At 69.6% G+C, this 21837-nt stretch carries 10 protein-coding genes; 6 read left to right on the plus strand and 4 right to left on the minus strand.

From position 1 onward, the window contains the following. Positions 1-14 precede the first annotated feature (14 nt). Positions 15-5039, minus strand: coding sequence for an alpha-2-macroglobulin family protein (locus UCD39_RS17555; RefSeq protein ID WP_330497176.1), 5025 nt, complete (start codon positions 5037-5039; stop codon positions 15-17). A 380-nt stretch (positions 5040-5419) separates the two neighbouring features. On the opposite strand from UCD39_RS17555, the gene UCD39_RS17560 reads away from it, so the two are divergent. Next, positions 5420-6064, plus strand: a complete 645-nt coding sequence (locus UCD39_RS17560; RefSeq protein ID WP_330497177.1) for a DUF1345 domain-containing protein — start codon at positions 5420-5422, stop codon at positions 6062-6064. Between the two features lie 62 nt (positions 6065-6126). On the opposite strand, the gene UCD39_RS17565 is transcribed toward UCD39_RS17560, so the two are convergent. Next, on the minus strand, positions 6127-9252 hold the full coding sequence (locus UCD39_RS17565) for an efflux RND transporter permease subunit (RefSeq protein ID WP_330497178.1): 3126 nt from the start codon (positions 9250-9252) through the stop codon (positions 6127-6129). A 20-nt stretch (positions 9253-9272) separates the two neighbouring features. Next, positions 9273-10520: an efflux RND transporter periplasmic adaptor subunit gene (locus UCD39_RS17570; protein ID WP_330497179.1), complete on the minus strand. Its 1248-nt coding sequence runs from the start codon at positions 10518-10520 to the stop codon at positions 9273-9275. A gap of 643 nt (positions 10521-11163) precedes the next feature. On the opposite strand from UCD39_RS17570, the gene UCD39_RS17575 reads away from it, so the two are divergent. Beyond that, complete coding sequence (locus UCD39_RS17575; RefSeq protein ID WP_330497180.1) at positions 11164-15105, plus strand: Pls/PosA family non-ribosomal peptide synthetase; 3942 nt, start codon at positions 11164-11166, stop codon at positions 15103-15105. A 33-nt stretch (positions 15106-15138) separates the two neighbouring features. Here the strand turns inward: UCD39_RS17575 and UCD39_RS17580 are convergent, their stop codons facing one another. After that, a complete protein-coding gene (locus UCD39_RS17580) occupies positions 15139-15753 on the minus strand; it encodes a carbonic anhydrase (protein ID WP_330497181.1) in 615 nt (204 codons plus the stop codon). A gap of 237 nt (positions 15754-15990) precedes the next feature. Between UCD39_RS17580 and UCD39_RS17585 the strand changes: the two genes are divergently transcribed. The 4 genes from UCD39_RS17585 (at position 15991) to UCD39_RS17600 (ending at position 21837) form a co-directional block, all read left to right on the plus strand. After that, the gene (locus UCD39_RS17585) at positions 15991-16449 is read left to right on the plus strand and encodes a hypothetical protein (RefSeq protein ID WP_330497182.1); all 459 of its coding nucleotides are present in this window, start codon (positions 15991-15993) and stop codon (positions 16447-16449) included. Positions 16450-16622: 173 nt separating this feature from the next. Continuing rightward, positions 16623-17912 carry a DUF445 domain-containing protein gene (locus UCD39_RS17590; protein WP_330497183.1) on the plus strand — a complete coding sequence of 430 codons (1290 nt, stop codon included), beginning with the start codon at positions 16623-16625 and terminating at the stop codon, positions 17910-17912. Positions 17913-18182: 270 nt separating this feature from the next. Next, complete coding sequence (locus UCD39_RS17595) at positions 18183-19421, plus strand: tetratricopeptide repeat protein (protein ID WP_330497184.1); 1239 nt, start codon at positions 18183-18185, stop codon at positions 19419-19421. Positions 19422-19809: 388 nt separating this feature from the next. After that, positions 19810-21837 carry an OPT family oligopeptide transporter gene (locus UCD39_RS17600; protein WP_330497185.1) on the plus strand — a complete coding sequence of 676 codons (2028 nt, stop codon included), beginning with the start codon at positions 19810-19812 and terminating at the stop codon, positions 21835-21837.

Raw genomic sequence — 21837 nt, forward strand, 5'->3', positions numbered from 1 at the left:
CATGTGGGGTCGGTTCAGGGAAGGATGGTGAGGCTACCGGCGGCGCCGGTGGCCTGGTGGTTGGGCGAGGTCCATTCCTCCACCTGCGATGGCGCCAGGGAATAGGTGCCGGGCAGCACCGCCCGCACCAGGTAGACCAGCCGGAACTCGCGGCGGTCCGCTGGCAGATCCACCGCGGCGACGTAGCGATCCTCGCGCGCCTCCACATGGGTGGCGTCGCTGAGATCGCCCACGGCGCCCGCCAGCTCCGGCGGCAGGCCGCCCCGGGCGATTCGCACCGTCTCGATGGCCAGTCCCGCCGCCACGGGGTCGCTGACCAGCACCTGGGTCGGGGCCGTCCCCTCCACCTTGCCCGACAGCACGACGGCCAGCAGGTCGTTCTGGTGGATACGGGCCGGGTCCACCGGCCGGCCCTTCAGGTCCAGCAGGCGGCGGTCGATGGAATACCCCTGCCCCGTGGCGCCGGGGGTGCCCGTGGGGGCGGCCAGGGGGATGCCGGCGACGGCGACCGTGCGCTGGATGGCGGCTTGGCCGCCGTTGGTGACGGTCAAGGCGCGGCCGCCGATCTCCAGACGGCGCACCAGGGGCCGGGTCTCCGCCGGCGCCTGCCCCGCCAGCCCCAAGGTCATGGAACCGGCGCGCTGCATCAGGCCCCGGCTGGCCACCAGCAGCCAGGCGCGTTCCTGGCTGCTGATCAGCGCCGGCTCGCGCAGCAGGCCCTGCACCTCGCGCGCCTGGGCGGTCACCCGGTCCAGGGACGCGTTGCCCTCGGCCAGCAGGGCCAGGCTGGCCGCCCGGTCGCGCAGGTCGGAGCCGAAGTCGCGCATGCCCGGCAGGGTGATGCGCAGACCGTCGACCCTATTGTAGGCGTCCTGGGCCTGGGGCAACCCCACGGCGGCCAGCGCCGCCGCGACGTGCGCCCGCGCCAGACGGGTCGGCAGCTTGTCCCAGAAGGTTTCATAGAAGTAGCGCACCGGCGTGGCGTCCACCGCCTTGGCCTTGGCCACCACGGCCAGGCCATAGGCGCGGGCGGGCAGGTCCGCCGGTTCCACCCAGCTGTTGCCGATGCTGCGCACCAGCCAGTCCAGGCCCTTGCGGTAGGGCGCGTCCGGCACGGCGTGGCCGGTGTCGCGCGCCCGGGTCAGGAAGTCCATGACATAGGCCGACAGCCAAGGCTCCGCCGGGCCGTCCGCCGACCACAAGGCGAAACCGCCGTCCGCCCGCTCCAAGGTCAGCAGCTTGTCGATGGCGCGGTCGATACGCTCCCGCAGGGTGGCGTCGGTGTAGAGGCCCAGCGCCTTGCCCGCGTCCCCCAGATAGAGCAGCGGCAGGGCGCGGCTGGCGATCTGTTCCGACGACCCATAGGGGTTGCGGTCCAGGGTCATGAGCAGGCCGGGCACGTCCAGCTCCGGCAGGGGGCTGAGCGCCAGCCCCGACACCGCCGTCTCCGGACGCAGGCTCTGGGCCAATTCGGCCGGGACCTGGAGGCTGGCGCCGGGCCGGATGTCCGCCGTCTCATGCCGGGTGACGACAGGCAGATTGCCCCGCACCGGCACGGTGAACTCACGGGACAGCACCACACCCTCCGGCCCCTTGACCGTCATGAGCAGGCGGCCCGATCCAACGGCCAGGCCTTTCATCACGCGGTTCAGGGTGACCTTGCCGCCCTTGGCCAGGCCATGAAAGACAGCCACGATTTCCCGCGGTTCCGGCCGCTGCACATCCTTGCCCTTGCGCTTCTTGGCGCCCACGCCCCGGTTGGCCGTATCCACCGGGAAGGCGAGCGGTCCCTCGGCCTGCAGGGTCACCGTGTAGGTGCCCCGCGTGCCGCTGACGTTGTTCAGGGTCAAGGCCAGGCGGACGGTATCGTCCGGCGCCAGGAAGCGGGGCAGCGCCACATCGGCGCGCACCGGGTCGCGCACTGACAGCACCCGGTCGGCATGGCCCAGGGCGCCGGCCGACCACACGGTGGCCATCAGGCGCAGGCGGCCCTGGAAGTCCGGCAGGGTCAGGGGCACCTGCACCTTGCCGTCATTCCCCACGGGCAGGATGCCCGAATAGAGCGCCACGACGGGCGCGCCCCGGGGCGGCACCGCGTCGGAGGTGGGGACGGACGCGGGCGCGGCGGCGGGCGGGGCGCCGTGCGGCGCGGTCAGGCGACCGTAAACGTCGTGGATCTCGACGCCCAGTTGGCGCTGGCCAAAGAACCAGGCCTCCGGGTCCGGAGTCTTGTAGCCGGTGAGGTCCAGTACGCCCTGGTCGACGGCGGCCAGCACCAGGTGGACGCCCTGGCCGGCGGCAACGCCCGGCACCACGATGGGGATATGCACAGTCTGGTGCGGCTTGGCCTCCGCCGGGCCTTCCACCTTGGGCGTCAGCGTGCGGCTGGCCAGGGTCACGGGCAGGAAATCCACCCCGACGGCCCGCCGCGGCAGGGAGCGGCGGCCAGCCTCCACGGGCGCGAAGGCGTTGGCGATGACATAGGCGCCGCCACCGATGTCGGCATCCACCGGGATTTCCACCAGGGCGCCCTCGGCCCCGATCTCACGGGTCAGGGTCTGGCGTACCGCCCGGTCGGCCAGGGTGATCAGCACGGTGCTGCGGTAGGGCGGACGCACGAAGACGGCCGCCTTGGCCCCCGGCACCACCGGACCGCCGCCCACGGCGCCCTTCACCGTCACCTCCACGGCATCCGGTGTCTCACCCAGCCGGGCGCTGACCCAGGAGCCGGCGGCGAAGCGCACGCTGCCCGACACGCCGGTGGCGGGATCGTACACCTCCAGCCGGTAACGGCCGGACGACACCGGCACCTCGACGCCGGCCGGCGCCTTGGCCGTGGTCGCCAGCGTGCCCCCCGTCACCTTCTGGTCGTGAATCTGGGGCTTGTAGTCCCAGCTGCCGTTGGCCTCGAACCAGACATAGTCCAGGCGTTCCTCGTACAGGTCATAAGACAGCTGCCCCTTGTCCAGCGGCTTGCCGTCCGGCGACACGGCGATGACGTCGAAGGCCGCCGTGGCCCCTTCGGGCACGGCGTCATCGTTGAACCGCGGGCGGATGCCGATGGTGTAGGGGTGCCGCTCCACCGGGACCACCAGATCATGGCCGGTGGTGCCGCCGCCCACGTCGAACAGGGCGGCATGGAACACCGCCTCCAGCGGGCGGGACCCGTCCAGCTTGCCCTTCAGCGACACGGGCACGGTGGCGACGCCGTTGGCGTCGGTGGCGAAGCCGGGCAGGGTTTCCTGCCGGGGGGCGCCGTCCTCCTGCGCCAGGCCGAAGCGATAGCCTTGGAATTGCGGCCCCTGAAGCTCAGGGAAGGGATCGGCGGCGGCGCGCAGCGTGACTGACAGGGTGCCGGCCAGGTTGGCGGCTGGGGCGCCGCTGGGCGTGCGGCCGTTGATCGACAGCGTCAGGGTGCCGTCCGGCCCCACCCGCGCCTGGTCGGCGGACAGGTCCAGGTTCACGCGCGGCGGCACGAAATCCGCCACCTGAAAGCGCAGGGTGCCCACGGCGGGGCCATCCGCGTCGGCATGGGCCGTGACGGTCCAGGTGCCGGTGGCGGCGTTGCCGGGCAGATCCACGGTGGCGGCGAAGCCCCCCATGCCCCGGTCGGTGAGGCTGTAGCGCTCAATCTCCAGCCCATCGGGGCGCTGGACCTTCAGGGTCAGGGGACGGCCGGCCACCGCCTGGCCGGCGGCATCGCGCAGCAGGGCGGTGACATGCACCACCTCACCCGGGCGATAGATGCCGCGCTCGGCGAAGACATAGGCGTCCAGGGCGCCCGGGGCGGGACGGCCGGCAGCGCCGCGCGCGGCCAGGTCCAGGCCGGGGGCCGACAGATCCAGGAAGCTGAAATCGCCATCCTTGGTGCTGGCGAACAGGGCCTGGCCCTTGGCCGCGCCGGAGGCCGGGTCGAAGCGGGCGGCGCCATCGGCCCCGGTCAGCGCCTTGCCCAGTTCCTTGTTGTCGCGGGCGGCCACCCGCACCTCCACCCCCGCCAGCGGCGTGGCCGTGCGCAGGGAATGGACGTAGACCTGCAAGCCGTTGGTGCCCGACAGCGTGGTCAGGCCCAGGTCGGAGACGATGAACCATTGGGTGGCGCGGCCTTCCCAGCCGGCGGTCTTGGCGCTGGCATCCTCCGCCACCGCGACATACACGCCGGGCTTCAGCTGGCCCAGGACGGCGTCGATGGGGAACGGCGTCACTTGCGGCTGGTTGCGCTTGGCGCCCACGGCCATTTCACCGCGCCACACCAGCTCGCCGTTCTTTTCCACCAGCGAGCCCACATCCAGATCGTTCAGGGTCTGGTTCAGGCGGCCGTAATAAATCTGCTCCACCAGGGAGCGGTCCTTGATGTGCAGCACCTGCAGGCGCGCGCGATCCACATTGATGGTGCGCAGCGGCAGGCCCTCGCGGCCGATGCGCGGCAGGATGTAGCCGCCGCCGCGGAAGGACAGGACCGGACGGCGGTTCAACACCTCGATCTCGCGCGACTGCGGCGCGGCCAGGGTCTCCGCACCGCCGGCGGCGGGCAGGCCGGCCTTCAAGGTGACGGTGTAGCGGTGGCCGTGCTCCAGCTTCTGGACGCACAGGGTGCGATCCCGCGCCACCACCGGCTTCTGCACGGGGGTCCCGGCATCGGGGGCACCAGCGGGACCTGTCGCACCGGCAGGAGCGGTGTTCCTGGCCAGCACCTCGACCTTGCCGGCATAGGGGTCCTGAAGGCCGGGCCGGGCCTTGGCCAGGGGCCGGTTGAAGGTGAAGCAGGCCTCCGGGTCATCACGCTCGGCGTTCACCTCCAGCCCGGTCAGGGCGAAGGGGCCGGTATCGGCCGGCGCCTGAGTCGCCCCAGCGGGGGGGGCCTTCGGAGGAGCGCCGGGCCCATTCGGGGGGGATGGGGCCTGGGGCGACGGTGCCGGGGGGGATGAAGGCTGGGCGGCCGCCGGCTGGGGTGCTGGCGCGCGCTCTTGCGGGGAAGCTGTGGCGGCGGCGGGCAGGAAGACAGCCAAAGCGAGGGCCGCGGCGAAGCTACGCACCATGGGCGACGGGGCCTCCACCCCGATAATGACGGCAAGAAACCAGGGAAGCCGGCACCCGTATTGAAGGGGCATCCGGCCAGTCAGGGCGCCAGAGGACGATGTTTTGGACGCTATTGCAACAGGCGCGTTGTCGATACGGCACGCCGTTCGGCCTCACATCCCTAGGCCAAAGGGGATAGCGGGGCGTGAGCGGGGCCGGGACGGACGCTTTGCCCTGTCCCATCGCCCCCTTTTACACCTGGCATATCCCCAGGCTTAGCCTCAGGGGGCCCTCCTCGGTCGAAACGCCGCCCCAGCCTTTCCACTTGTTTCCTTGCCCCGGCCCGACCGTCCGCTTAACGCTGGGCCGATCCTTTCCCACCGCCTCCGGGGGTGACCTCATGGCCATCGTCAATCCATTTCGGCCGTTTCGGTACCATCCCAGCCTGTTCATCGGACTGGCGTTCGCCGGTGCCGTGGGCCTGGCCGCGTCGCGCGCCGTCCATACGGTCAGCGCCGTGCTGATCGGCTGGTGCGCCGGCGTCGCCCTCTACATCACTCTGGTGTTGATCCAGTTCGGCCGCGCCAACCTGGACAGCATGCGGTCCCGCGCGCGCGACTTGGAATCGGGCAAGTGGATCATCCTCATGGTCGCCAGCACGGCGGCCCTGGCCTCGCTGGTCGCCATCGTGCTGGAGGTGGCGGACGCCAAGGGCACGGCGCATGTCGGCGCCAGCGCCGCCCTGGGGGCCGCCACCGTGCTGTGCTCGTGGAGCTTCGTCCACGTCATTTTCGCCCAGCACTACGCCCATTCCTATTGGCTGGAGGGCAAGGGCATCGACTTCCCCGGCTGCACGCAGCCCGATTATTGGGAGTTCCTCTACTTCGCCTTCACCATCGGCATGACGGCCCAGGTGTCGGATGTGACGACGCAAGGGCCCACCATCCGCCGGCCGGTGCTGGCCCACAGCCTGCTGTCCTTCCTGTTCAACACCGCCATCCTGGCGCTGGGCGTCAACATGGGGGCCGGCCTGTTGGGGAACTGAAAAAGAAATCGGGCGGGCCCTCGCGGCGCCCGCCCGATTTCAATCGTCACCTGCCGCCGCGCTCACTCCGCGCTTTTCACCACGGGGTGCAGGGGGACGGCGTGGGGCGGCCCATCCTTCGGAGTGATGAAGCGGCTGAACTTGGGCGCCATCCAATGCTGGATGTCGTCGACAATGGTGAAGACCGCCGGCACGAACACCAGGGACAGCAGGGTGGAGGTGATCAGGCCACCAATCACGGCGGTCGCCATGGGTTGCTGGAAGGAGCTGTCGTTGCCCAGGCCGAAGGCGATGGGAACCATGCCCGCCACCATGGCGATGGTGGTCATGATGATGGGGCGGGCGCGCTTGGCGCCGGCATCCAGCAAGGCCTCGCGGCGGTTCATGCCCCGGTCGCGCATCGAGACGATGGCGTATTCCACCAGCAGGATGGAGTTCTTGGTCACGATGCCCATCAGCATCAGGATGCCAATGAGGGCCGGCAGCGACAGCGACATATGGCCGATCATCAGGGCCGCGAAGGCGCCGCCGAAGCTGAGCGGCAACGCGGTCATGATGGTCACCGGCTGGAAGAAGTTGCGGAACAGCAGGATCAGCACCGCCAGGATCAGCAGGAAGGCGGTGGCCAGCGCGATGATGAAGCCGATCATCATGTTCTGCATTTCCTGCGACTGCCCGTAGGCCGGCTTGGAAATGCCGGGCGGCATATGGGCCATGGAGGGAAGCTCATTGATCTTCTTCATGGCCTCGCCCACGTCCATGCCGCGCAGGTCGGCCTCGACCGCCAGCTTGCGGGCGCGGTCGAAGCGCTCGATCTGGACGGCGCCGGCTCCCATGCCGATCTCAGCCACCGCCCGCAGGGGCAGCAGGTCGCCGGCGGAGGTGCGGACGCGCAGGTTTTCCATCACATCCAGATCCGACCGGTACTTGGGATCGATCTGCACGCGGATGGGCACTTGGCGGTCACCCAGGTTGAACTTGGCCACGCTGGTGTCGAGGTCGCCCAGGGTGGCGATCTTGGCCACCTGGCCGATGGCCGCCACAGAGACGCCCTGCTCGGCCGCCCGGTCGAAGAAGGGGCGGATCTGGATCTCAGGACGCAGCAGGGCGGCGGTCGAGGTGACGTTGGCCAGGAAATTCTGCTGCCGCATCTCGTCCAGCACTTGGTTGGAGAAGCGCTCCAACGCCGGGCCGTCGTTGCTCGTGAGCAGCACGCTGATGTCCTTGGCCCCCCAGCCGATGGAGGAGTTGAAGCCGATGTGGGCGCCGGGCACGCGGTTCAATTCCGGTGTCACCGCCGCCTCGAACTCCTGCTTGCTCATGCGCTCCGAGCGGGGCTTCAGGATGGCGGTGACGGCGCCATTGCGCAGCTGGTTGTTGCGACCCGCGCGGCTCCAGACGTGCAGCACCTCGGGGCGCTTCGCCAGGATCTGGGCGACCATCTGGGTGGTGGCGTCGGTTTCGGCCAGGGTCACGCCCGGGGGCAGCACCACCTGAACGGTGGACAGCCCGTTGTCGCTGGGCGGCACAAAGCCGGAAGGCAACATGGCGGCCATGACCAGCGACACGGCGAAGATGCCGACACCGGCCAGCACGGTCAGCCAGCGGTGGCGCATGCTCCAGTTCAGCAGGCCCATGTACCGGGTGATCCAGGGGCCACCCCCCTGGTCATGGTCCTTCTGGTTGGGCTTCAGCATGTAGGCGGCCATCAGCGGCGTGATGAGACGCGCCACCAACAGCGAGAACAGCACGGCCACGGCGACGGTCAGGCCGAAGGATTTGAAGAACTGGCCGACGATGCCGTCCATGAAGGACACCGGCAGGAAAACCACGACGATGGTCATGGTGGTGGCGACCACCGCCAGACCGATCTCGTCCGCCGCCTCCAACGCCGCCTGGAAGGGACGCTTGCCCATGCGGATGTGGCGGACGATGTTCTCGATTTCCACGATCGCGTCGTCGACCAGGATGCCCACGACAAGCGACAGCGCCAGCAGGGTGATGCCGTTCAGCGAGAAGCCCAGCCACTTCATGGCGAGGAAAGTGGGGATCACCGACAGCGGCATGGCCAGCGCCGAGATGAAGGTGGCGCGGCCATCGCGTAGGAACCACCACACCACCAGGACCGCCAGGACGGAGCCCAGGACCAGGGCCTCGACCGAGTCGGCGAAGCTCTGCTTGGTGTATTTGACCTCGTCGAAGATCAGGTTGAAGTGGACATCCGGGTACTGCTCCTGCAGCTTGCGGATTTCCTCGTCCACGCCCTGGGCGATGGTCACTTCCGAAGAGTGGGGGGCGCGGCGGATGCTGAAGCCCACCGTGGGCTGGCCGTCGTAGCGCGAGATGAAGCGCATCTCCGACGTGCCGTCGGTGACGGTGCCCAGATCGCTGAGCCGGACCTTGGCGGCGGAACCGTTGAAGGTCCCCACGAAGATGGGAACGGTGATCTCGGTGTTGGCCAGTTCCTCCACCGTGCGGGCCGACCCCAGGGTGCGGATGGACTGTTCCTTGGCGCCCACGGCGCCGCGGCCACCCGGCAGGTCCACGTTCAGCGCCCGCAGCTGGGAATTGACCTCATCGGCGGTGATGCCCCGCGCCATCAGGCGGTTGGGATCGAGGTTGATGCGGATTTCCCGGTCCAGCCCGCCGAAGCGGTCGGTGGCGCCGACGCCGGGCACATGGGTGATGGCGCGGCTGATCTCATTGTCGATCAGCCAGGACAATTCCACGACTGAGCGGGTGTCGGAGGAGACGGCGTAGGTCAGCAGTTCGTCGCCGGTGGCGTCCTGACGCTCCACCTGCGGTTCATAGATATCAGACGGCAGGTTGGACCGGATGCGGGCCACGGCGTTGCGCACGTCGTTCACCGCGCGGTCGGTGTCGTAACCGATCTTGAATTCCAGCACCGTATTGGACAGGCCATCGGTGATGGTGGACGACACATGGTCCAGGCCCACGATGCTGGACACCGCGTCCTCGACCAGCTTGGTCACCTGGATTTCCATTTCCGACGGGGCGGCGCCCGGCCGGCTGACCGAGACGGTCACGACCGGGAAGTCGATGTCCGGGTTCTGGGTCACGTTCAGGGTGAAGTACGAGACCAGTCCCGCGATGATCAGGACGATGAACAGGACGATGGGCGGAATGGGATGGCGGATGGCGACCGCGGAGATATTGCCGCTGCTCATGATATGCCCCCCCGATCCGGTTACTGCTGCACCGGCAGCGGCTTGACGGCCGCGTCGGGAATTTTGTCGACCACGGTTACCAGGTCGCCGTCCTTCAGATAACCGGCGCCCGACAACACCACCTTGTCCCCCGCCTTCACGCCGGACAAGATGGCGATGTTGCCGTCCTGCCGGGCGCCGGTGGTGATGTTGCGGGCGGTGACGATGCCCTTGTCATCCACCACGAAGACCAACGGCTTGACCTCGCGGTACACCACGGCCGGTTCCGGCACCACCAGGGCGTTGGCGACGCCCACGGCCACGCGGCCGGTGACGAACATGCCGGGGCGCAGGTCGGGGTTCCGTTCCAGGTCGATGCGCAGGTGGCCCAGGCGGGTCTTGCTGTCCACGGTGGGCTCCACCACGCGGATGGTGCCGGTGTAGTGATGGGCCATGTTGTCGCCGTCGACGGTGATGTTCACCGTCTGGCCGGCCTTGGCCACCATCATGTCGTTCTCGGGCACCTCGGCCACCAGTTCCACCCGGTTGTCGCGGATCATGCGGAACAGCTCCGTCCCGCCGGCGGACAGCACGGCGCCGATGCGGGCGGTGCGGGCGGTGATGGTGCCGTCGGCGGGCGCCCGCACCTCCGACTGCTTCAGCTTGGCGATGGCCAGGTCGCGGTTGGCCTCGGCCACGCCGACGCGGGCGCGCATGCTGACGGCCAGGGCGCGGCGGTTGTCCAGGTCACGGGCGCTCATGGCACCGGTGCGCACCAGATCCTGGGCGCGGACATAGTTTGCGTCGGCCTCGACCACGTTGCCCTTGGCCTCGGTCAGCAGCGCCTCCTTCTCCGCCAGGTCGGCACGCAGCACGCTGTCGTTGAAGCGGGCCAGCAGCTGGCCCTTCTTCACCGCGTCGCCGATATCCACCAGCACCTCGGCCAGGGCCAGACCCGACGTCTCCGTGCCGATGGGCAGGTCATCGAAGGCGGCCAGCGAGCCGGTGACCAGCAGGGTGCGGGTGACGGGCGCCACGACGACGGGCGCCACCGTCACCGGCAGGGCGGACACCTTGGCCGGGGCCGCGGCGGGGGCCGCCGGCTTGGCACCCGAGCGCATGAGAACCGCCGCGGCGACGGCGCCCAGGACGACGACACCCCCGGCCAGCAACCACCATCGGTAGCGCTTCACCCCTGATCGTCCGCGAACGCGGCCCGGCGAACCCGCCGGCGCATAGGCATCGAGGTCGGACCGGTCGGCGGGCAGTTCAGCGGAATGGATGCTCATCGTCTTTAAGCCTTCTGTCCAGCCGGCATCCGACAGCTGCCGTCGGGATACCGGTATTGGCTATGGCACGGACGATGGGAAGCAAGGGTTCGTGAGGGCGAGCGACAGGAGCTTTTGGGAAAGACCCAAAAGTGCCGCGTCCGCCGGCGAACCCACGGCCCCCGCGACCGTGGTGGCGGACAACGCCTGATTTACAACGTGAGATCACACCCATAACGCGATCCACGCCGGTCCGCCGGTTTCGAGGCTGAAACTACAGAGGGTTGTGTTACGGGAAAAGCCGCTCTTTGTATCGTTTTGTAACGGAGCGATGCGCCGGGGCGCCAGCCACGGAAGGGCGCTACCACCAGCGAAGTAAGCTTTCTCCCTCGCGGCCCCTTATTTTGTATGCGACCCTGGGTCCCAAGGCCAACCGCTTGACATGGGGGGGCAATCGGCCATCTACAACAGGTGTGTGTCGGATAGGTCCGCGCCGGTGTCGCCACCCCTGGAATACGGGGTGCCCATCCCTCCGTAGGGGATGAAACGGGCATGGGAATGTGGACCTTTACCGGGGTATACCGGGTTCCCCCGCGGGCGGCTCCTCGCCACCGGGGATAGGGCCACCGGGGACAGGCCTCCGGGGATCGAGGGTGGGACGTTGATGCTCAGCGGTTCGTTGATCGCCGAACGGATGGACGCGGGGGGCCAAAACCCGGGAGGGCAGCAACCCTCCGGCCCGCAGGCCGGCCTGGCCGGCGCGCAAACGCTGGCGGCCTTGTTCCTGGCCCGCGTGGCCGCCACGCCGTCGCTGCCGGCGGTGGAGACCGGCGACGGCTTTATGCTGACCTGGGGCGACATGGGTGAGCGCGCCCGCCACGTCGCCGCCACCCTGGCCGCCCGGGGCGTGGGACCGGGCGCCCGCGTCATGCTGCGGGGCCGTGGTACCGCCGAGTTATACGCTTGTCTGTTCGGCATCCTGTTGCGCCGCGCCGCCTATATTCCCATCGACGCCAGCTGGCCGGCCGCGCGCGTCGCCAGCATCGCCGAGCAATCGGAGTCGGTGTTGATGGTGGACGCCGCCGGCGACTTCGCCGTGCCCGGCGTCGCCTCGGTGGCGCCGGAGGATCTGATCGGCACCGCCCTGCTGAACGACCCCCTGGTGTCGCCCCATGGGCTGCCGGACGCCCTGTTGCCGGCCACGCCCTCCGACACCTGCTACCTCATCTTCACTTCCGGCACGACCGGCCTGCCCAAGGGCGTGGTGCTGTCGCACGGCGCCGTCATGACGTATGTGCGCGGCGCCTCGCAGGTCTACCAGTTGGCCGAGACCGACCGGGTGTGGCAGGGCTTCTCCCTGGCCTTCGACGCCTCGGTCGAGGAGGTGTGGCTGGCGGTGGCCTCCGGCGCCTGCCTGCTGCCGGCGTCGGGCCTGGTGATGCGTGACCCGCAGTTGCTGGCCAGCGAATTGCGCTGCCGCCGCGCCACCTTTTTCTCGACCGTGCCCACGCTGCTGGGGCTGATCGACGAGGATCTGCCCGATGTCCGCCTGCTGGTGGTGGGCGGGGAAACCTGCCCCGCCACCCTGGTGGACCGCTGGGCGCCCGGCCGGCGCATGCTGAACACCTACGGCCCCACCGAGGCGTCGGTGGTGGCGACGGCGGATGAGGCGCGGGCCGGCCAGCCGGTCACCATCGGCCGGGCCCTGCCGGGTTATCGCGTCCTTGTGCTGGGGCCGGATGGCCTGCCCGTGCCGGTGGGCGAGACAGGGGAAATCCACATTGGTGGGCCGGCGCTGGCCGACGGCTACCTGAACCGGCCGGAAGAGACGGCCAAGCGCTTCAAGATGGACGCGGCGGGGCAGCGCCTGTACGCCACCGGGGACGTGGGCCGCCCGTTGATCGATGGCCGCGTCGACTTCCTGGGCCGGGTCGACAACCAGGTGAAGCTGCGCGGTTTCCGCATCGAGCTGGGCGAGATCGAGGCCATCGCCGGTGGCTGCCCCGGCGTGCAGCTGGCCGCCGCCGCCGTGCGCCCGGTGGCCAGCGTGGACAGCATCGTCATCTGGTACGTGGGCACGGCCGACCGCAATGCCCTGGCGGCCCATGTCGCCGCCGCCGTCCCCGCCTACATGCGCCCCAGCTTCCTGGTGAAGGTGCCGGCCATGACCCGCACCGTGGGCGGCAAGATCGACCGGCGCGAATTGCCGGAGCCAACCCCCCGCGACGTGCCCGAGGACATCGGCGAACCGCCCCAGGGCGAGGCGGAGGAAGAGGTGGCGGAAGCCTTCGCCCACGCGCTGGGCCGGCCCATCCGCGCCCGCGACGCCGATTTCTTCATGGATCTGGGCGGCCATTCCCTGGCCGCCGCCTCCGCCATTTCCCGCCTGCGCCTGCGCCATCCCGAGGCCACCGTGCGGGCGCTGTACCTCAACCCCACGGTGCGCGGCCTGGCCCAGGTGCTGGCGGCGCCGGCAGCGCCCAAGGTGGCCAACGAGATGCGCCGCGCCAGCACCCGGCGCCACCTCGCCTTCGGCCTGGGCCAGGTGCTGACCCTGCCCCTGGTGACGGCGTTGGGCGGACTGCCCATGCTGGCCATGCTGGGCGTGTTGGCGCAGCACGGCATGTCCGGCCAGTTGAGCGTCCAGTCCTTCGTCATCATGGCGGCGCTGTCCATCGCCGCGCTGCCCGTGTCCTTCGCCCTGGCCATCGCGGCCAAGTGGCTGCTGCTGGGCCGGGTCAAGCCCGGACGCCACCGCCTGTGGGGCCTGTGGCACTGGCGCTGGTGGACGGTCAGCCATATCGAGGCCGCCCTGCCCATGTCGTGGATCGCGAGCACGCCGCTGATGCGGCTGTACGCCCGCGCCATGGGCGGGCGCATCGGCCGTGGCGCCTTCCTGGGCTGCCATGGCGGCATGCTGTGGGATCTGATCAGTGTCGGCGACCAGGCCACGGTGGGCGAGGATACGCTGCTGCTGACCCACCATGTCCGGGGCGGCCATATCGAGGTCGGCACCGTGACCATCGGGATGGGCGCCACCGTGGGCGCCGCTTCCATCGTCGGGCTGAACAGCGGGCTGGAGGCGGGCGCCGGGCTGGAGGCCCGCAGTTGCCTGATCGACGGCGCCGTGGTGCCAGCCGACGCCGTTTGGGCGGGTTCCCCCGCCGGGCCGTCCACACGGCCGGACTGGATGATGGGCCGGGCGGACGGTGCCCTGCGGCCCCGTGCCCCCCGTTATCTGCTGGGGCTGGCGGCCCTGAGCCTGGTGCGTTTCCTGACGCTGCTCCCCCTGGCCGTCGCCTTCGCCCTGGCCCTGAACACCGACATGCCCCTGGCCCAGCTGGGTCCGCGCCTGCTGCTGGCCGGCTTGGTGGGCGGTGCCGTGTGCATGCCCTGGACGGCGCTGGTGCTGTTGGCCGCGCGCCGTCTGGTGCCTCCGGTGGTGGGGCGCGCCAGCGTGCGCCTGGACAGCATGGTGGAATGTCACCGCTGGTTCGCCGACCGCGTGCACCGCATGGCGGTGGAGCAGCTGTACACCGTCTATGGCTCCCTCTATTCCGCTACTTGGCTGAGGCTGTGGGGCGCCAAAATCGGCCACGCCTGCGAAGTGTCGACCGTGGCGCACATCGTGCCCGAACAATTGGAGGTGGGCGACCGCGCCTTCCTGGCGGACGCCTCGTTGGTGGGCAGCCCGGCCATCCACGGCGGCCTGGTGCGCTTCGCCCCCACCCGCGTCGGCCACGACACGTTCATCGGCAACTCCGCCTTCCTGCCGGCGGGGACCGATCTGCCGGACAATTGCCTGGTGGGCGTCCTGTCCACCGCACCGTCCGATGCCGACCGCCAGACCGATTGGCTGGGCCTGCCCCCCGTCCGCCTGCCCCGCCGCCAGAAGGTGGAGGGGATTTCCGAGGCGTTCACCGTGGCGCCCACGTCCCGTCTGGTCGCCACCCGCGCCGCCATCGAGGCGGCCCGCGTGCTGGTCCAGGGCGCCATCACCGGCACTGCCACTGTGGGCGCCCTGTGGCTGGTCGCCCATGCCCTTGCGGTGGCCAGCCTGTGGCTGGGCCTGCTATGGCTGGGCCTGGGACCGCTGGTCATCTGCGTCAGCGCCGCCCTGCTGCTGGCCGGCGTTAAGTGGGCGGTGGTGGGCCGCTTCCGACCCGGCATCCATCCGCTGTGGAGCACGGCGGTCTGGCGGATCGAGTTCGTGACCTCCCTCTATGACGCGCTGGCCGGATGGGTGCTGGGCCCGTTCCTGGGCACCCCCTTCCTGCCGCAATACATGCGCCTGCTGGGGGCCAAGGTGGGGCGTCGCGTCTACCTGGAAACGGCTTATCTGTGCGAGCTGGACATGGTCGACATCGGCGACGATGCCGCCATGGGCCCGGGCGTCACGCTACAAACCCACCTGTTCGAGGACCGGGTCATGAAGCTGGGCCCCGTCACCATCGAGGCCGGCGCCCATGTCGGCGCCGGGTCCGTGGTGCTGTACGATTCGGTGCTGGGCCGCGGGTCAGAGCTGGGGCCCCTATCCCTGGCCATGAAGGGCGAGCACCTGCCCGCCGGCAGCCGGTTCATCGGTTGCCCGGCGCAGCCGGTTTAAGGGCCTGATCGGCGCAGCCGGTTTAAGGACCTATCAGAGGGGGACACCCTCGATGCCGTCCTGCACCGACTTGAATTGGCCCGTGGCCTGGTTCAGCAGCAGCAGGTCGGCATCGGCGACGTCGAATAGACAACCGTGCAGACGCAGGCCGCCGCCCTCGACAGCCGCCTTGATCCAGGGGAAGGTCAGCAGGTTGGCGATGGTCAGGCGAATGACCTCGCGCTCCGCATCCGAGACGTCCTTGGCCTTGCCGCGCACACTCTTGGCGATGGCCATCCAGTTGCCGATGAAGTCGCCGTCGGCCTCCCCCTCCGCCATCAGGGCCTTCACGCCGCCGCAATGGGTATGCCCCATGACGATGATGTCGCCCACGCGCAGTTGGCGCACAGCGAATTCCAGGGCCGCGCTGGTGCCGTGGAAGTCGCTGTTGGGATGGTAGGGCGGGATCAGGTTGGCGACGTTGCGGATGATGAACAGGTCGCCGGGGCCGGCGGAAAAGATCATCTGCGGGTCGACGCGACTGTCGCAGCAGGCGACCACGGCGGCACGCGGATTCTGGCCGACCTCGGCCAGCCACTGGAAACGACGGGCATATTCTGGAAAGGCGTTGGCGCGGAAATTCAGGAACCCCTCGATGAGCTTCCGCATGAACGTCTCTCCTGAAGCCTTTGCCGAAACACCGGGCGGCCAAACCCGGCGCCCGGCCTCTGGTCTACTGACTGACGGGCGCAAAATCCAGCCTCTCGGTCGCGGTCCCAAGGTCAACGACCCTGGCTGAAGGCCGAAGCGCCGCTATATGACAAAGGGGCCGCCGCCGGATAAGGACCTTCGGCGCTGCCACGAAAAGTTGTATTGTTGCCCCGGACGCACAAGCCGACAAGACGCATGAACCATCGCCAAATCCTGGACGCGGCGCTGCGCAACCAGCCCGCCCACCGCAGCCGCTACCTGAACCTGGTGGCCGACGGCGTGGAACGCGACAGCCGCTTCGCCGACCGCACCCACCTGCTCTACCCCGTCCTGGCGCGCGCCGCCGGCACGGTGGAGCCCATGCTGGACCACATGGAGTTCGTGGACATGCTGGCGGATTTCCTGGACCGCCATGGCGCGGCCATCGGCGCCGCGCTGTATGACCGCTCCTATCTCAAGAGCCCGGACCGGGCGCTGGCCCGGCCCGCCACCCTGCTGTCCGGCTGGATATCCGCCCGCATCCTGGACGGGCTGCAATCCGGCCGCTATCAGGCGCCCGCTGACCGGACGTACAGCTTCCGCTCTGGCGACGGCGCCATCGACAGCACCCTGCGCGGCTTCCCCTTCCACGAGGAAGACGCCACCGGCGATTGACGGCGCCGGTGGCGTGACGACGGGAACCGGAAATCGGCCGCGACGGTTCGGTACCGGGGTGGACCTGTTCCCGTCCCCGCAACATGGCCCGGGACGCGCGCCCCGGCCCCCGTCATGATGGGGCACGCCCTCCCCCCTCCCTGTGTCCCTCCCTTGCCCCATCCCGGAAGCCCATGCCGCAGCAGCCCCTGCCCTTCGATCCCGCCACCGCCGGCGACCGCGCCGCGGCCTTGCGCCGCTGGCGACGGGTGGCCGGGTTCTACCTGGCGGTCGTCGCCGGCCTGTGGCTGGCGGCCCGCCTGGTGCCGCGCCTGCTGCCCGACGCCATCGGCTGGCCTTGGCCGGGGTTCTGGAGCCTGCTGCGCGCCGTGGGTGAGGCGGGGCTGGTGGGCGGCTTGGCCGACTGGTTCGCGGTCACCGCCCTGTTCCGCCACCCGCTGGGCGTCCCGGTGCCCCACACCGCCCTGGTACCGCAAAACCGCGACCGTATCGCCGACGGCATCGCAACCTACATCGATAGTGAGTTCCTGGCGCCGGACCGCCTGCGCGGTCAGGTGCAGCGGCTGAACGCCGCCGACCAGGTGGCCGGCCTGCTGGCCGACCCGGCGAACCGCGCCCAGATGGCGGACCTGGCGCTCGCCTCGCTGCCCCGCCTGCTGTCGAGGGGGCGGGAGGCCGCGCTGCGCGAGGCCCTGGCGCGGGCGGCGATGGAAGGCCTGCGGGCCATGGACCTGCGGCCCATGGTGGCCCGCCTGCTGCGCGACGCCATGGACAGCCCGCTGTTCGAGGCCCTGATCCAGGAGATGTCGGACCATGGCGTGGTGCTGATCCACGGCAGCCGGCCGCACATCCGTGACGCGGTGGCGAACCGGTCGAAGTGGTGGATGCCCCGCACGCTGGACCGCAGCCTGGCCGACCAAGTGACGGATGCCCTGGCTGGGCACCTTTTCGACCTGCGCAGCCCGCACAGCGAGGCGGGACGGGGCTTGCGGCTGTGGCTGCGGGAAATCCCCGACCGAATCCAGGAGGGCGACCCGCTGGGCGAGCGGCTGGCATCGGTGTTGCGCAACGCCGTGGACATCAAGACCCTGCGGCTGCTGGCACATCACCTCATCGGCCACCTGAAGACGGCGGCACTGGAAGACGCGGCGAATCCCGACGGTGTGCTGCGCGACGCCCTGGACGCCATGCTGGTGTCGCTGGCGCGGGAATTGGAGCAGCCGTCCACGCGCGCCCGCCTGGACGCGGCGGTGGAAGGCGCCTTCCTGGCCGCCATCCCGGGTTGGCGCCAGGCCATCCGCAGCTTCGTCACCGACACCCTGAAGGCCCAGGACGCGGCCGACTTTTCACGCCGGCTGGAGGAGGGAGTGGGCAAGGATCTGCAGTTCATTCGGATCAACGGCACGGTGCTGGGCGCCTTGATCGGGGCCGCCCTCTATCTGCTGGACCTCACCTTCGGCTGAACCGCTGCGGGGGCGAGGGGGCGACGGAGGGGGTGACGGTCGTTGCCCCGCTTTCGACAGATGACGGGTGTAGGGGTTGACGAGGACCCGTTCCATCCCGCAGGGTCCCCCCGCCAGGGATTAACCCTATCCTTCCGTGGCAGCGTGTCCCCGAGGTGCTTTACGCCGGGGCGCGGCGGCGGCGGGTGCGGTTGGCCCCGAATTCGACCTTGGCCCCTTCGACGCGACGCCGGACCGGGCCACCACGTGATTGTCATCGACGAGGACCGAATGCGCGCCAAATTCTATCCCTTCATGCTGGGTGCCCTGGTGGCCGCCGGTATCGGGACCGCCCACGCCAAGGACAAGGACAAGGACGCCACACCGCCGGAGAAGCAGATCAGCAAGGAGCTGACGCCGTCGCTGCAGGCCGCCCAGAAGGCGCTGGAGGAGAAGAACTACCAGGCCATCCTCGACGCCACCGCGCAGGCCGAGGCCGCCAAGGCCGACCGGACGCCGTACGAGAACTTCTTCATCGCCGAGATGCGCGTGCAGGCCTATGTCGGGCTGAACGACACGCCGCACCTGATCGACGCGCTGGAATCCGAACTGGCCACGGGCCAGCTGCCGGAGGCCGAGGCCGCCAAGCGCGAGCGCACGCTGACGCAGCTGTACTACCAGAACAAGGATTACCCGAAGTTCCTGGCGAAGTCGGACGCGCTGATCCAGAAGGGCACCGCCTCGCCGGACGTGTACACGCTGCGCTGCCAGGCTTCCTGGTCGCTGAAGGACTGGGCCGCCACGGACACGAACTGCAAGCAGGCCATCGACACCGAGGAGAAGGCCGGCAAGGCGGCGCAGGAGCAGGTCTACCAGATGCTGGTGGACAGCGCGATCCAGCGTAAGGACTACAGCTCTTACGTCGACTACATGGCCAAGCTGTTGCAGCACTACCAGAAGCCGGACTATTGGACCGACTACCTGGCGTTCCTGCCGCGCAAGGCCGGCTTCAACGACCGGCTGTCGCTGGACCTCTACCGCCTGATGTCGCGCGTCGGCGCCATGAGGGGCGGCAACGAGTATCTGGAGTACGCCGACCTCGCCACCCGCGCCACCCTGCCGGGCGAGGCCAAGGCCGCCCTGGAAAAGGGCCAGAGCCAGCTGGCCGGCAACCCGACCGCCAAGCAGATGCTGGCCGAGGCGACGAAGGCCGCCGCCGAGGACCAGAAGGGCATCGACAAGCAGGTCGCCGAAGTGTCCAAGGCCCCCACGGGCCTGCCGCTGGAAAAGCTGGGCGAGGCCTATGCCAGCTATGGCAACTACGCCAAGGCCATCGAGCTGATCCAGAAGGGCATCGACAAGGGCGGCCTCAAGAACCCCGCCGATGCCAAGCTGCACCTGGCCGTCGCCTACCTGAACGCCGGGCAGAAGGACCAGGCCGAAAAGCTGTTCCAGGAACTGTCCAGCGCGCCGGAAGGCGTGGGCGAACTGGCCAAGGCCTGGCTGCTGTACCTCAACCAGCCGGCTTGATCGCCGTCTCTCGGCGCATCTTCGGCAATGCCCCCTGTTCGTTCAGGCCAGCGACCGCTGGCCCCGCAGCGAGCACCGGAGGGCGGAGCGAGGATAGCCAAGCCGCCGGATTGGCGGCGCCCGGCGCCTGAGGGAACCGCGTCGACGACGCAATAAAGTAAGGAACGGGGTCGGCACGGTGCCGGCCCCGTTTCTTTTGGCGGCAAAGTCCCGGATTCTGGCCTTGTCCGCCTTGGCCGATCTCGACGGGGCGGGGGGCGCCCGCTAAACTCCCCGCCCATCCAGTCCGGCGCCCGCTTGAAGGGGCCCACAAAAGCGGCCGGCGCCTACATGACGACGTCGATTACGACGCAGATGGGGATACTCCACATATGACGGATTTCATCCGATGACCCGGTTCGCGCGCAGCTCGATTAGGGAACTGACCCTGCGCGGCATCATCCTGGGTGCCTTGATCACCGTGGTGTTCACCGCCGCCAACGTCTACCTGGGCCTGAAGGTGGGCCTGACATTCGCCTCCTCCATCCCGGCGGCGGTCATCTCCATGGCGGTGCTGCGCCTGGCCAAGGACAGCACCATCCAGGAAAACAACTTCGTGCAGACGCTGGCCTCCAGTGCCGGCACGCTGTCATCGGTCATCTTCGTGCTGCCCGGCCTGGTCATCGTCGGTTACTGGACCGGCTTCCCCTTCTGGCAATCGGCGGGGATCTGCGCCGTGGGCGGCATCCTGGGCGTCATGTATACCGTGCCGCTGCGCCGGGCCATGGTGGTGCAGGGCAACCTGCCCTATCCCGAGGGCGTGGCCGCGGCCGAGGTGCTGAAGGTCGGGTCGCCCGACACGGCCGGTGAGGCCGGCGCGGACGAGGCGGCCAAGGGGGCCGGGCTGCGTGACGTGGTCGCCGGCGCCGTCGTTTCCGTCGGGTTCTTCCTGATGACGGCCATGCGCTTCTTCACCGAGCAGTTCCAGGGCTTCATCCGCATCGGCGGCGGCGTGACCGGCCTGGGCACGGGCCTGTCCATGGCCCTGCTGGGCGCCGGCTACCTGGTGGGCGCCACCGTCGGTTTCGCCATGTTCGTGGGCGTGGCCATCGCCTGGTTCGGCGCCGTCCCCATCCTGACGGCACTGCATCCGCCGGCCGACGGCATGGACCTGATCCAGTACGCCAACAGCGTCGTGTGGCGCCAGCAGGTCCGCCTGATCGGCGCCGGCGCCATCGCCGCCGCCGCCATCTGGACCCTGATCGTCCTGGCCAAGCCCATGGTGGAGGGCATCCGCGCCTCGCTGAACGCCATGAAGAACGTGCGCGCGGGCAACGGCCACTCCGTCCCCCGGGTGGAGCAGGACATCCCCTTCCACTACGTCATGGCCTTCGCCGCCGTGCTGCTGGTGCCGCTGGCCGGCCTGTTCATCTCCTTCATCCTGGGCACGCCCCTGTCGACCCACCTGGTGGTGCTGGTCCTGGCGGGCGTGGTCTTCGCCGCCGTCATGGGCTTCATCGTCGCGGCCGCCTCGGGCTACATGGCCGGCCTGATCGGCAGTTCCAACAGCCCCATCTCCAGCATCGGCATCCTGGCGGCCATCGCCTCGTCCCTGCTGCTGGTGGCGCTGCTGGGCAAGGACGCGGTGGCCGATCCGGTCATTCGCGGCGCCGCCGTGGCGCTGGCGCTGTTCACCACCTCTGTGGTGCTGACCATCGCCACCATCGCCAACGACAACCTGCAGGACCTGAAGACCGGCCAGTTGGTGGGCGCCACGCCCTGGCGCCAGCAGGTGGCCTTGATCATGGGCTGCGTCGTCGGCGCCGCCGTGATCCCGCCGGTGCTGAACCTGCTGCAGCACGCCTACGGCTTCGCCGGCGCGCCGCTGGACCCGGGCATGGACCCGGCCAAGACCCTGGGCGCCCCGCAGGCGACGCTGATGGCCACCCTGGCCACCGGCATCCTGAGCGGCAAGCTGGACTGGTCCATGCTGGGCATCGGCGCCGTCGTCGGCATCTGCCTGGTGGTGGTGGACGAGGTGCTGAAGGCCACCACCCGCCGCTTCCGCCTGCCGCCCCTGGCCGTCGCCCTGGGCATCTACCTGCCCATGACCGTCACCGTGCCGGTCAGCCTGGGCGCCCTGCTGGCCTACATCGTCGACCGGGTGCTGGCCAAACGGGCCAAGGCCGCCGGCGTGCCGTTCACCACCTTCGCCGACGTGCCCCAGCGCCGCGCCATGCTGCTGGCGTCCGGCATGATCGTGGGTGAAAGCCTGTTCGGCGTCGCCCAGGCGGCCATCATCTCGCTCACCGGCAACCAGGAACCGCTGGCGGTCATGGGCGACGGCTTCGCCCCGGCGGCCGAATGGCTGGGCGGCGTGGTCTTCCTGCTGGCCTGCCTGTGGAGCGTGCGCTGGGTTCTGGCCCAGCGGAAGTAA

The sequence above is a fragment of the Nitrospirillum karajorum genome (genome assembly GCF_036348415.1).
Taxonomy (GTDB): domain Bacteria; phylum Pseudomonadota; class Alphaproteobacteria; order Azospirillales; family Azospirillaceae; genus Nitrospirillum; species Nitrospirillum amazonense_B.

What these genes read in the sequence shown, in the direction of transcription:
- UCD39_RS17555 (WP_330497176.1), bottom strand. Translation starts at nt 5,039, where the DNA reads ATGGTGCGTAGCTTCGCCGCGGCCCTCGCTTTGGCTGTCTTCCTGCCC.
- UCD39_RS17560 (WP_330497177.1), top strand. Translation starts at nt 5,420, where the DNA reads ATGGCCATCGTCAATCCATTTCGGCCGTTTCGGTACCATCCCAGCCTG.
- UCD39_RS17565 (WP_330497178.1), bottom strand. Translation starts at nt 9,252, where the DNA reads ATGAGCAGCGGCAATATCTCCGCGGTCGCCATCCGCCATCCCATTCCG.
- UCD39_RS17570 (WP_330497179.1), bottom strand. Translation starts at nt 10,520, where the DNA reads ATGAGCATCCATTCCGCTGAACTGCCCGCCGACCGGTCCGACCTCGAT.
- UCD39_RS17575 (WP_330497180.1), top strand. Translation starts at nt 11,164, where the DNA reads ATGCTCAGCGGTTCGTTGATCGCCGAACGGATGGACGCGGGGGGCCAA.
- UCD39_RS17580 (WP_330497181.1), bottom strand. Translation starts at nt 15,753, where the DNA reads ATGCGGAAGCTCATCGAGGGGTTCCTGAATTTCCGCGCCAACGCCTTT.
- UCD39_RS17585 (WP_330497182.1), top strand. Translation starts at nt 15,991, where the DNA reads ATGAACCATCGCCAAATCCTGGACGCGGCGCTGCGCAACCAGCCCGCC.
- UCD39_RS17590 (WP_330497183.1), top strand. Translation starts at nt 16,623, where the DNA reads ATGCCGCAGCAGCCCCTGCCCTTCGATCCCGCCACCGCCGGCGACCGC.
- UCD39_RS17595 (WP_330497184.1), top strand. Translation starts at nt 18,183, where the DNA reads ATGCGCGCCAAATTCTATCCCTTCATGCTGGGTGCCCTGGTGGCCGCC.
- UCD39_RS17600 (WP_330497185.1), top strand. Translation starts at nt 19,810, where the DNA reads ATGACCCGGTTCGCGCGCAGCTCGATTAGGGAACTGACCCTGCGCGGC.